Origin of the sequence: Anaerovibrio sp. (assembly GCF_045637405.1) — a bacterium.
Taxonomy (GTDB): Bacteria; Bacillota; Negativicutes; order Selenomonadales; family Selenomonadaceae; genus Anaerovibrio.
Genome location: NZ_JAZTZI010000160.1, coordinates 1 through 11,563 on the forward strand (window position 1 = coordinate 1; position 11,563 = coordinate 11,563).

At 41.9% G+C, this 11,563-nt stretch carries 10 protein-coding genes; 3 read left to right on the forward strand and 7 right to left on the reverse strand.

Annotation, left to right across the window (positions count from 1 at the left end; all coding sequences use genetic code 11):
- Positions 1–302: 302 nt before the first annotated feature.
- From ACKI5G_RS11130 to ACKI5G_RS11150, 5 genes are all read right to left on the reverse strand, one after another.
- Positions 303–734: a hypothetical protein gene (locus ACKI5G_RS11130; RefSeq protein ID WP_407400364.1), complete on the reverse strand. Its 432-nt coding sequence runs from the start codon at positions 732–734 to the stop codon at positions 303–305.
- A gap of 47 nt (positions 735–781) precedes the next feature.
- A complete protein-coding gene (locus ACKI5G_RS11135; RefSeq protein WP_407400366.1) occupies positions 782–3,070 on the reverse strand; it encodes an ATP-binding protein in 2,289 nt (762 codons plus the stop codon).
- Between the two features lie 48 nt (positions 3,071–3,118).
- Entirely contained in the window at positions 3,119–3,721 is a 603-nt protein-coding gene (locus ACKI5G_RS11140; protein WP_407400368.1) for a hypothetical protein, read from the reverse strand.
- 5 nt (positions 3,722–3,726) lie between these two features.
- Entirely contained in the window at positions 3,727–4,524 is a 798-nt protein-coding gene (locus ACKI5G_RS11145) for a PleD family two-component system response regulator (protein WP_407400370.1), read from the reverse strand.
- 179 nt (positions 4,525–4,703) lie between these two features.
- The gene (locus ACKI5G_RS11150) at positions 4,704–6,197 is read right to left on the reverse strand and encodes an FAD-dependent oxidoreductase (protein ID WP_407400372.1); all 1,494 of its coding nucleotides are present in this window, start codon (positions 6,195–6,197) and stop codon (positions 4,704–4,706) included.
- A 188-nt stretch (positions 6,198–6,385) separates the two neighbouring features.
- Here ACKI5G_RS11150 and ACKI5G_RS11155 point away from each other — a divergent pair, with 188 nt between their 5' ends.
- Positions 6,386–7,534: an MFS transporter gene (locus ACKI5G_RS11155; RefSeq protein ID WP_407400374.1), complete on the forward strand. Its 1,149-nt coding sequence runs from the start codon at positions 6,386–6,388 to the stop codon at positions 7,532–7,534.
- 154 nt (positions 7,535–7,688) lie between these two features.
- On the opposite strand, the gene ACKI5G_RS11160 is transcribed toward ACKI5G_RS11155, so the two are convergent.
- Positions 7,689–8,525 carry a P-loop NTPase gene (locus ACKI5G_RS11160; protein WP_407400376.1) on the reverse strand — a complete coding sequence of 279 codons (837 nt, stop codon included), beginning with the start codon at positions 8,523–8,525 and terminating at the stop codon, positions 7,689–7,691.
- Positions 8,526–8,718: 193 nt separating this feature from the next.
- Here ACKI5G_RS11160 and ACKI5G_RS11165 point away from each other — a divergent pair, with 193 nt between their 5' ends.
- On the forward strand, positions 8,719–9,633 hold the full coding sequence (locus ACKI5G_RS11165; protein WP_407400378.1) for a metal ABC transporter substrate-binding protein: 915 nt from the start codon (positions 8,719–8,721) through the stop codon (positions 9,631–9,633).
- Positions 9,634–9,928: 295 nt separating this feature from the next.
- Here the strand turns inward: ACKI5G_RS11165 and ACKI5G_RS11170 are convergent, their stop codons facing one another.
- A complete protein-coding gene (locus tag ACKI5G_RS11170) occupies positions 9,929–10,537 on the reverse strand; it encodes a hypothetical protein (RefSeq protein WP_407400380.1) in 609 nt (202 codons plus the stop codon).
- A 144-nt stretch (positions 10,538–10,681) separates the two neighbouring features.
- Between ACKI5G_RS11170 and ACKI5G_RS11175 the strand changes: the two genes are divergently transcribed.
- Positions 10,682–11,263, forward strand: a complete 582-nt coding sequence (locus tag ACKI5G_RS11175; RefSeq protein ID WP_407400382.1) for a TetR/AcrR family transcriptional regulator — start codon at positions 10,682–10,684, stop codon at positions 11,261–11,263.
- The last annotated feature ends 300 nt before the right edge of the window (positions 11,264–11,563 follow it).

Consider the following 11,563-nt stretch of genomic DNA (forward strand, 5'->3'; position numbering starts at 1 on the left):
AGGGGGCTTGAACCCGTGACCCCATGCCTGCCAGGCATGTGCTCTCCCAGCTGAGCTACGCCCCCATAGGAAAATCAAACAAGATGTATTATACAATATATAATTGATTAATTCAACACATTTTTTGAAAAAAATCCTTATTTGTTTATTGCTATTGTCCATAGACCCAATCCTTTTGACATAAGACAACTATTTTCACATATTGTCAAATGCTTGAAATTGTAAGCTACTAATAAAAGAATTGGTTTTATTAGTCTACTTAAATGAAACGGCACCTTGCAAAAGGCAAGGTGCCGTTTGGTTTACTGCGCATAGTACATTGCTTTATCAAAAAGGGCTTCACCATGACTGCCCGGGCTGACTATCTCATAATCAGCAGCAGATGGCTCACCGGTTCCTGGGTCCTGACCCACAACGTTGCCATTTGCATCGTACACTGTACAGGACATCATCGCACTTTCTTTATTGCCATTATTAATTCTCAAAGCAACCTGGGAAATAACATAAGAATTATCCGCGGCAATAACCTTTACCAGACAAACCACATTGGCACCAGCATTTGGAAAATGCACCCTTCGAATTGAAGACACATCTAATTCGGCGGTTTCTGTCGCAGATGAGACTACCCGCTCCCATTGGGCCGCCTCACAACCTGACATGTTCCAGCTGACAGCTGCAAACATAAACATCGCAACAAGCAACCTAACAAACATAACGCTACTATTCTTTTCCATTTCGATTTACCTCCTTGCTTGCTTTTATGAAACAATCAGTTTCCTGATTATTTTATACCAGTCTTCCCGCCATCTCTTATTACATAAGCTACAGAATGCTTTTGCATATATCTGGCGGCACTTTCCTCGTCCCTGACGAATACCCCCTTGTATTCATCGCCGATTAGCTCCTTTAACTCATTCAACTTGTCCTTGGATTCATTAATAACGAGAATTATAGGCTTTTCGTTACCATCCCCCATCTGTTTCTTTGTCTCAGCATCAATTTCCTCCTGAGATAACATCAAATTGCTGGCAAGATACTTATCTAAAATTTTCTCCAGTTCCTGGTACATGACAGGCTTGGAAAGATAATCCGTAAAGCCCTTCTTTATATATATCTCCCTGGAGCCAACTATTGCATCAGCGGTAAGAGCAATAATAGGGGTTTTATCGGCAATATGCTCCTGCTTTATAATCTGCAAGGTTTCTATGCCCGACATCTCCGGCATCATCTGATCAATGAAAATCATGTCATAGGCAAATTCACGAACCAAATCAATGCACTCCTGCCCGGACATGGCAGTAGTAATCTTCATTCTTGTGGCACTCATAAGGCTCGTAATTACTTCCAGATTCATTTCGTTATCATCTACAATAAGGACGCGGGCTTTAGGAGCCACAACCCTTGCCTTAAAAGCCTCCCCCATACCTTCTGAGGCTTCCAGCCGCTCCACATAGTTGCCAATAGGACTTCCGTCCACAACCTCCTGAATCACTTCACAAACGAAGGTGGAGCCTTTGCCATATTCACTCTCGACGGTTACCGAGCCCCCCATCATTTCCGTCAATTGCTTTGTAATACTGAGGCCAAGGCCTGTTCCCTCTATTTTTCTGTTCTGGACCTCATCAAGGCGCTGGAAAGAAGTGAAGAGATTATTCATAGCCTCTTTCTTTATCCCCATACCAGTATCCTGCACCTCGCACCGCAGCTTTCCCTCTCCGCGGTTAAAGGATATATCTATTTTTATATTTCCTTCTGCTGTGTATTTAATAGCATTGTTTACTAAATTGAGGATTATCTGCCTTATTCTGATTTCATCTCCACGGAGGACAGATGGTATATCCGGTGCCACTACAAGCTCATAGCTCAAGCCCTTATCCTGAGCCTTGTTTCGAGTCATATTAACGATATCATTTAATACAGAGGCAAACTCGTAATCCACAGGCATAAGCTTCATCTTGCCGGATTCTATTTTTGTCAAATCCAAAATATCATTGATAATAGACAAAAGGGTTCGCCCTGCGCTTCTTATATCCGAGGCGTATTTTCTGATTTTTCTGTCCTTGCTTTCCCGAAGAATCATTTCATCCATACCGATAATGGCGTTCATTGGAGTACGAATTTCATGGGACATATTGGCAAGGAAATTACTCTTGGCTCTGTTGGCCATATCCTTGGCAGCGATTTCTACAGTGGCCCGATTTAATTGGGTCATGAAATAGAGATGCTCCTTCATGGTGCTCATGAAGCTGCGATACAGCATGCCTATCTCATCACTGCTCTTTATATTCAACTTCTCCAGCTGCTTAATATTATTGGAGCAATCGTCTTCCGTTTCGAATTTGAACCCATCGGCGGTACTGCTTATCTTATCCAGAGGCTCCGTTACAGCTTTTCTTATTACATAGATGTTGAAGGCTAATATTACCGCCATAATAAGGCCCAATATCAGCATCATTTTTAAAACAAACACCATGAATTTCCCATGAACATAATCCATGGAAAAATCTACGCAAAGGCTGCAAACATAGTTGCCATTTTCATCAAAAAGGGGCCTTACAAAAGACAGGAGATACTCATTTTCCTTACTGTGAACTGCATAAAAAACCGGCTCCTTCCCCGTCCGCATCTGTTCCAGCTTCGCAGCAAAGGGATCATCCAAATAATAAGTATCACCAATCCAATCAATACTTTCCTGAGGCGGTGTATCGGTGTATTCCTCATCCAAATCGAAAATAACCTTGGCAGCTGCTTTATCCCCCTCATAATAGAAGCGGTATACATACAAATATTTTACATCGGGATAATTTTCTTTCAACGAGTAATAATATTTTAGGATTTCATCATATTCAGGATTACCATAATTTTCATTCATGTAGTAATCCATTTTGGACAAATCAAGTGGCTTCTCCATAAGCTTGGTCACACCATCAGCCATGCGGGAATAATCCTCCACCATGTGGCTTTCAAATCTGACATATACGATAAAAATGGTGACAACTGCTATGGCAAAATAGCTTATGATAAACACAAATGGCAGCCATCGTGATATGGAGCTCTTTTTCGCCTTCATAAGTATCTCCCCTTCATTGTCACCTAAATTTTACAACGGACAAATCTTTTATTCAATGGACGGTATAATTTCCCTGATTATTGCCGCCGCGTCATCATAAAGGAAATCTTCAATATATTCCTGGGCAATCTTTAATTTTTCCCGTTGGGTCACCCTAAAAGGATACCCCGCCAATTTTTGAACAAGCTCCTTGGAAAGCTCATCATCAAAATCATCCAGTGCCGCTAAAAGCTCTTCACTAACCCTCTTGGCCTCCTCAGCAGTTATCTCATCTGCTGCCAGAACGACACCGGTCTGCCCCAATGGGGCAATTTTATTTACAAGGTCCTCATATTCCTTCATTACGGCATCCAAATTATTCTTCACATAATCCACTTCATGATTTTTCGCGGCCATTTCCAGCCCTTCAAAATGCTGGCCCAGCTCAATGGCACCAATCATTTTCGCATTGCTTTTCAGGGCATGAACTGCAATCATAAAATTTTCGTAATCCTGCACCCCATAATACTTTTCCACCTTAGCCTTATTTTTCCCATAATTACTAAAAAAACGGTAAACAGCTGATAAATACTTATCAAAACGGCCAGTATAATTTATGCCGGTCTGTGTATCCAACCCCATAGATTCCAACCAAGCCAAATCATATTCCATGTGCTTCACCCCAAAACATCTATTATCTTGGCAACTATTTCAGATTTCTTTGAAGGCTTAACAATATAACCTTGTGGCTTAAACTCTGATAACAATTTAATAACCGTTTCCTTTTCTGACACGCCGGTGAGGAATATTACAGGGATATCCTTGTAGTCATCGTTTTGCCGCATCTCACTTAATACTTCCGCGCCATCCTGCTCCGGCATAAGATAGTCCAAAAGGATAATATCCGGTTTATGCTTCTCCAGATATTTAAAGGCCGCACTTCCAGATTTGACAGGAGCAACATTATAAAATTCCTCCAGCTGATCCTTAATATGCAGTAGCTGTTCTGTATCGTCATCAACAACCAATACTGTTTTTCTGTTATCCGCCCGCAACCCAGCATCATTTACATATTCCCTATAGGAAGCCTGCTGTGTATCCAATTCTTCCTCGGTAGTCTTGAGTATTTCAAACAGGGCAAATAAAGACACCGGTCTAGAAAGGAACTGCACCCGGCCAAGCTTGGTATGCTTCACAAATGTCTTTTCGTCCCTGCCACTGGTAATGACAATAACCTTGCACAAGCCCCGCCTTACCGCGTCTTGCAGTATATTGTATTGCTGTACGGTGTCCTTGGTTTCATCCCGCAAACAAATGATTATTACCTTGGGGATTTCCGCCAAAATAACTTCAAACAATATCCTTCTTACAGGATTGCACTTTACCGGCTGGTCACCTCTATCCACCCGCAAATGCTTACATACATCAGTGGCAATTTCTTTATTTCTTCCCGTAACAAGTATCTTCATATCCATGATAATCCCCCTAACAATCTTTCATCCGAATTATCCCTACTCATTACCATACATTGGATTATTTCAATGCGAACATGGATTTTTCCTGCTTACAATCGAAAAGGCATCCTACATTAATTTGCAGGATGCCTATTATGTTAGTACCAATCACCTCTACCCGTAATCAGCTTAAATACTATTTATTTACTTACATAGCTGCGAAGGCTGGCTGGAATTTCATCCCAGTTTATGTCATTGACAGCTATATTATTTTGTAGTCCCCAGGCAGCTGCAATACCGGCAGCCTCGCCAATGCTCATGCAGGTAAGCTGTATCCTCATTGAGGCCTGTAATATAAAGCTGGCACTTATACAACGACCGGCCACGATAAGGTTGGAAATTTCATCAGCTACAAGGGACCGATAAGGGATTTCATAATAAGCCCCCTTTGGCAGCTTCTCACTTACCTTCTCCCCATGGGCATCAATAAACCACGCCGTTCTAGCCACCGCATCCTTAAATCGGCTCTGATTGTGATAATCATCCTCTACCAGATAATATTTCCCCTTAATTCTCCAGGATTCCCTTGCCCCCAGCATGGATGCCTCCTTGGCCAGATAAGCCTTTTCAAATCCTGGCATGTGTTTAATGAAATACTGGCTAATACGATGTATCATCTGCCGACCTGCAATTACGCCGCGACTGTAGGATAGCGGATCTGATGCACTGTACTGCAAAGGCAGCTCAGGACAGTTCATGGATATAGTACCAGGCTTTCCCACAATAGCAAAGGCCTGCATATACTCTGCATCCTCCTCGGTAAGTTCCCCGGAGGCTATGCCGTCCACCATGAATTTTTCCAGCACATATTGGTTGGTACGATGACGGGCTTCTGCAAATTCATAATGAGGTGGCTTGGTAGGACAGAAATCATCCCCCAGCTCCACCGTTACATGCTGATAAACCCTGTCCAAATCTATGCCGCCCATTTCAAAGCGAAAACTCATAGGCTGATTTTTCCCGGTTTTTTCAAAGCCATGCTCACTTGGGACACCGGCAGTACGGGCCAAAATGGCATCCCCGGAGCAATCAATAAAGGTTTTGGCTTTTATGGCCTTCAATCCATCTATGGTCTGCACAATTAAATGGGTAATATCATGCCCCTTCTTTAGTACATCAACAAATGTAGTATTGTACAGCACCTCCACATTGGCCTCCAGGCACATTTCATCGTAAATGTAACTGAGAGCCTCAGGATTTGTCCATATTCCTACCTCACTTTTTTCATTATGGTCATCATAATCTATGCCGTACTTTTCCAAATGCTTTTTCAGATCTGTAACAAATGAGGTATCACTGTTTGGAGCCCAGGTGGTCATACAAGGAATAACGTTACCCATGGTCTGGAGTCCACCCAAGGTTATTCCCTTCTCCACCAGCAAAACCTCTGCGCCTTTTTTCCCGGCACTTACAGCAGCTGCTATACCAGATGGGCCGCCTCCAAGTACACAGACATCAGCTTCATAAAGCAGTGGAATATCACGTCCCCCGTAGGAACAAGAGCCCTTTGCAACGGCCTTGGCTTGGGCAATACTTTTACTAGGTATATTGGAAAGCATCATGCCGGTGGTAGCAACACCAGCCATTTTTAAAAAATTACGTCTCGAGATTTTAAACTTCATTGACTTATCCATTAAAGACACCCCTTTAAAATTTTAACTCCACCTAAAAATATTTATCATTCCCTTATGATAATTTGACAGTGAATATTATTTTCCTGCTTTTTTCTCTTTCAAGCTCCTTTTTTGACATCTGGTATAAATAACATTATTATTGACGTATGCCTTAAAGCATATTGCGATATGAAAGGAAAGATGGGTTCATGAATAAAAAATATCTTTACGTATTATCAGCTGGACACTTTAGCTGTGACATAAATACAGGTGCCCTGCCGGGACTATTGCCATTTTTCGTTACGCTATATGGTATGGATTACAAGCTGGCCGCTGGCCTTATGTTTGCCTCCAGCTTCCTGTCTTCCATCATTCAACCTCTTATAGGCTACATTTCAGACAAAAAATCCTATGCCTATCTTATGCCCCTGGGAATCCTTCTCAGTGGACTCTCCTTAGGTTCCGTGGCCTTTATCCACGATTATACCCTTATTTTTGTGGCCGTAACCCTTATGGGAATAGGAAATGCCATATTCCATCCTGAAGCAGCCAGAATGGTAAATGGCCTGTCAGAGGGGAACAAGGCCCTGAGTATGAGTATTTTCTCCACTGGAGGCAGTGCGGGCTTTTGTATTGGACCTATATTGGGGGCCTCCCTGGCAACTATTTGGGGAATGGATGCCCTTATTTTCTTTGGTGGCTTCTGTATTATAATGAGCTCCATAATAGCCTTTCTTATGCCCAGAATGAGACGCATGGTAAAGCATATTGCCAAACAGCAGGCCAATGATGAGGCTGATAATAAGGAAAATGACTGGAACGCCTTTAGCCGCCTTACGATTTTTGTTATTGTCCGGGCTGCCCTTTACACCTCCCTTACCACCTTTTTGCCACTGTATTGTGTTAATATTCTTAACCAAAGTGAGGCGGTGGGCAGTGTTACCATTACTGTTCTGGCCATGGTGGGTATATTTACCAACTGGATGGGCGGCTATGCTGCAGACAGATGGGGCAACAGCTTTGTACTCAGAATCAGTATGACTGTTATGGGATTGGCGCTATTGGCCTTTAATTTCAACCATAATCTGGCTCTGCTTTACGTTATTGTTGGCTGTGCCGGTTTTGCTCTTTATGCCTGTGTAGGACCGATGGTGGTATTGGGCCAGACCTACCTAAAGAAAAACATTGGTATGGCTTCGGGAGTTACACTGGGAATAGGCTTCAGTGCCGGTGGGGTTATTGCCCCAATGCTGGGCTGGGTGGCAGATACCCATGGTTTGGAGTATGTTTTCTATATTCTCCCCCTCTTTGCCCTGACAGGACTGCTGACCACCTTTGTCCTTAAGGACGTAAAATAAGTCAAATACATTGAACATAAATTTAGGAGATATTGATCATGAAAAATTACCTTTGACTAATTTTTAAACAGCTGTGTATAAAACATAACACCTATTAAGGATTTTCTGTCCTCTTGAGGGGTAGCAGTTAATCCCTAATAGGTGTTTTTAAATTTTATTTTTCCAGATCCAGCAGTTTTTCCGCAGCATCATGCAAATATATATCTTCTACAGTTTCAATCTGTCCTGCATCGCATTTTGTAGCCAGCTCCGGCTTCATTGGGATACGGCCCAAAACATCAAGCTTATACTCCTTGGCGATGTTATCCAGATGGCTTTCGCCAAAAATATGGTGATGCTTACCACAATCAGGGCATTCAAAATAGCTCATGTTTTCCACAAGTCCCAAAATAGGAACTTTCATTGTAGAGGCCATCTTCACTGCCTTGGCAACGATCATAGAAACCAGCTCCTGAGGACTTGTGACAATAATAATACCATCCAGCTTTATGGACTGCATTACCGTCAAAGGAACATCACCGGTTCCCGGTGGCATATCTATAAAGAGATAATCAACGTCATTCCATATAATATCGGACCAGAACTGCTTTACAACACCGCTGATAACCGGGCCACGCCATACTACTGGATCAGTATTGCTTTCCAGGAAAAGATTCATGCTGACCACATCAATTCCCCCGGCAGAAGCAACAGGAAAAGCTCCGGCCTGGCTGCCACGAACCTCACCTGTCACACCAAACATCTTAGGAATGGATGGACCGGTAATATCTGCATCCATAATACCAACATGACGCCCTTTTCTGGCCATGGCTACGGAAAGCAGACCAGTTACCATGGACTTGCCAACGCCGCCCTTACCGCTGACAACAGCGATGGTGTGACGAATAGTACTAAGGTCATTTGGCTTTTCAAACATATCCCCGGTTTTACGGGTATCCTCCCCACAGGTTGTACCGCATGAACTGCAATCGTGATTACATGTTTCTGACATAAAGATAATCCCCCTAAAAATTTATACTACACCAGTAAATTGCTAAAAATTATTACTATAGCAACACGTTTAATTATACGCCTAATTATTCATATAAGCAAAGAGCTTCTGCCCATCATCATTGACATAAAAAATGTATTGTAATAGTATATCTTACGATGATTTACATATTTTTTTAAGGGAGGTACTCGTTTTGAACATTAAATCGCTCTTATTATGTCTAACAGCAGCCCTGTGCCTTATACTTACAGGCTGTGGTTCCGACACAGCCAACACCACAGCAGATAAATCTGACAACAAGGATGGCTCTGTACGCATTGTTACCACATTTTATCCTATGTACATAGATGCCATCAACATTACAAAAGGGGTTGATGGTGTTACTGTAACCAACATGACCAAGCCTCAAACCGGTTGTCTTCACGACTATCAGCTGACTACAGAGGACATGAAAACTCTGGAAAATGCTGATATTTTAATCGCCAATGGTGCCGGTATGGAGAGCTTCCTGGACAAGGTCATAAAGGAACAGAAAAAGCTCACATTGATTGATGCTTCCAAGGACATGGAGTTGCTGGAAACTGACGGTGAAAAGAACCCACACCTTTGGCTTAGCGTCACTGCCGACATCCAGCAGGTAAAAAACATCACTGAACAGCTAAAAAAAGCCGACCCAAAGCATGCTGATGCCTATCAGGCCAATGCGGATGCTTATATCCAGAAGCTGGATGCTCTGAAAAAGGAAATGCATGATACCCTTGACAAAGTTCCGCACAAGGATATTGTTACATTCCATGAAGCCTTTCCATATTTTGCCCAGGAATTCGGCCTGAATATTATTGCCGTTGTAGAACGTGAACCAGGCAGTGAGCCAACACCAAGCGAACTGCAGGAGGTGATTCAGCAGATAAAGCCACTGTCCTCCAAGGTCCTGTTCACAGAGCCACAGTATTCCCCAAGTGCAGCCCAGACCATTGCCCGTGAAACCGGAGCAAAAATTTTCACCCTTGATCCTGTGGTAACCGGAGAAGCCAATGCAGATGCCATGGACGCTTATCTTGTAACCATGCGCAACAACATGAATACCTTGAAGGAAGCCCTTCAGTAATATTTAACATTATTAAAACATTAAAATAACACCTATCATCACACTACTTATGATGATGGGTGTTATTTTCTTATAACGCCATTGTTCAAATTTTTCTTCTTTTAGAAGAAAAATCTTCCAATTAGCGTTTCCCTAAAGGACTAACTCACTTCGTTCGTGTCGCAACGAGGTGGGAGATATGCTCACCACCAATCGCCCCGCTTACGCGGGGAACAATGGAGTTTCCATGATATATGATATTATGGTTATGTTACTAGGAAAGGACTTCTCCTCGGATAATATCATTAAGACATATTCATGCAGACTTTTTTGATTTAATAGTTTTTATCACATCACCATATCCTTTGCCTGTCATAGCCAATAAAGAGCGCTGCATAGCAACAAAGCAGGCAATGAATATAATCACTCCCCATATAATATTTGACATATGCAATAAACCACTATTTGCCAATTGTGCATATACATAGATGCCAGCCGCCAGTTCAAGTTCTGCTGTTATCATGCCAGGAGTGTATGGTGCATCCAGCTTTGCCAACCATATGCCTGCAATGTGAATAAGACCTTCAAAAATGCAAAGATTAGTAGCTACAATCAGAAATAGAGGCTGGCTATCAAAGAAATACGGCACCATTGTGAATGTTAGCAATAAAATCCCCGTAGGGATACGACTGGCGCGTTTGAGTTCTTCCGGGGCTAGTATACCGGTTATCTTTCCTACTACATTATCCAAAAAACCTCCCGGATATCTACTTTCCTCCCATTCATGCAGAACAAATAACAAGGTATATACCGCCATCGCTTTCTGTGTGAATGTTGTAGTCCCAACAACTCCCATATAAGTCAAAAAAATCAACGCGATTAGCGTATATATTTCCAAAGCATACCATCTAACAAAACGAACCATTATAATCTTCTCCCTTCTGATTACATTTATTGATTTTATTATCTTGAAATCATACGCTGAAATCAACAGACAAATTGAAATGTATGGTATAATAACTATACACAGTGTATAAAAAAGTCTATTATCTATACGGAGGCACAGAAAATGTCCAGTAATGAAGATCTACGAGTCGTAAAGACAAAACGCTGTATAGAAGCAGCATTTATGACCCTTTTAGAGGAACATAGCTTTGATAAAATCACAGTACAAAAAATACTAACTCAGGCATTGATTAGCAAAGGGACATTCTACGCCCACTACCTTGACAAATACGATTTAGCAGAAAAAATATCTGCTGCGACATTACAGGAATTTCAGACCGGAATTCATGAACGCATAACAGCCTCCTTGACTGGAGCAGACAATAAGACCATAATGGAATCTCTGCTCCACACCTTCATCACAACAATCCCTAAGCTCAACCTTCTCAAAAAAATCCATACCGATAAAATAGATATTGCACATGATATGCAACAAATCATAACTCGGGAATATCTTACGTTACAGGAAAAGCAAGGAATAAAGCTGGAAAAGCCAAATTTTCGCGCCCACATCGTCACTACCTTCATCCTTGGCTTTTTAGAATGGCAAGGAGCTCATCCATTTGAAAACACAATAGAAGAATACATAAGGGAATTTAAAGTAACTGTTTGCAATTACGAAAAAATGATGAATAATTTGAGCTGATATAGGGCAAGCATCCAAATAAAGAAAGGAGGAGGAGCGCGTAAACGCTCCTCCTCCTTTCTTTATCTAATTTTGCTGAGAACTTCGCCGGCAGACAGATTGTTATTCTTCATGTAATCCAAAAGCTCTTGGTAGTCATTCTGTGCTTTTTTGCTTTGGAGTGCGGCTAACTGTTCTTTGAGGGACTTGGTACGTTGGAATTTGCTCCATTCGTCCCTTTACCTCAATATTTTCCATTTTTCAAAGAAGCAAGCAGATAAGGCATTATACATTATTAGGAATTGGCTCTTTTTGCCAAAT

What these genes read in the sequence shown, in the direction of transcription:
- ACKI5G_RS11130 (WP_407400364.1), bottom strand. Translation starts at nt 734, where the DNA reads ATGGAAAAGAATAGTAGCGTTATGTTTGTTAGGTTGCTTGTTGCGATG.
- ACKI5G_RS11135 (WP_407400366.1), bottom strand. Translation starts at nt 3,070, where the DNA reads ATGAAGGCGAAAAAGAGCTCCATATCACGATGGCTGCCATTTGTGTTT.
- ACKI5G_RS11140 (WP_407400368.1), bottom strand. Translation starts at nt 3,721, where the DNA reads ATGGAATATGATTTGGCTTGGTTGGAATCTATGGGGTTGGATACACAG.
- ACKI5G_RS11145 (WP_407400370.1), bottom strand. Translation starts at nt 4,524, where the DNA reads ATGGATATGAAGATACTTGTTACGGGAAGAAATAAAGAAATTGCCACT.
- ACKI5G_RS11150 (WP_407400372.1), bottom strand. Translation starts at nt 6,197, where the DNA reads ATGGATAAGTCAATGAAGTTTAAAATCTCGAGACGTAATTTTTTAAAA.
- ACKI5G_RS11155 (WP_407400374.1), top strand. Translation starts at nt 6,386, where the DNA reads ATGAATAAAAAATATCTTTACGTATTATCAGCTGGACACTTTAGCTGT.
- ACKI5G_RS11160 (WP_407400376.1), bottom strand. Translation starts at nt 8,525, where the DNA reads ATGTCAGAAACATGTAATCACGATTGCAGTTCATGCGGTACAACCTGT.
- ACKI5G_RS11170 (WP_407400380.1), bottom strand. Translation starts at nt 10,537, where the DNA reads ATGGTTCGTTTTGTTAGATGGTATGCTTTGGAAATATATACGCTAATC.
- ACKI5G_RS11175 (WP_407400382.1), top strand. Translation starts at nt 10,682, where the DNA reads ATGTCCAGTAATGAAGATCTACGAGTCGTAAAGACAAAACGCTGTATA.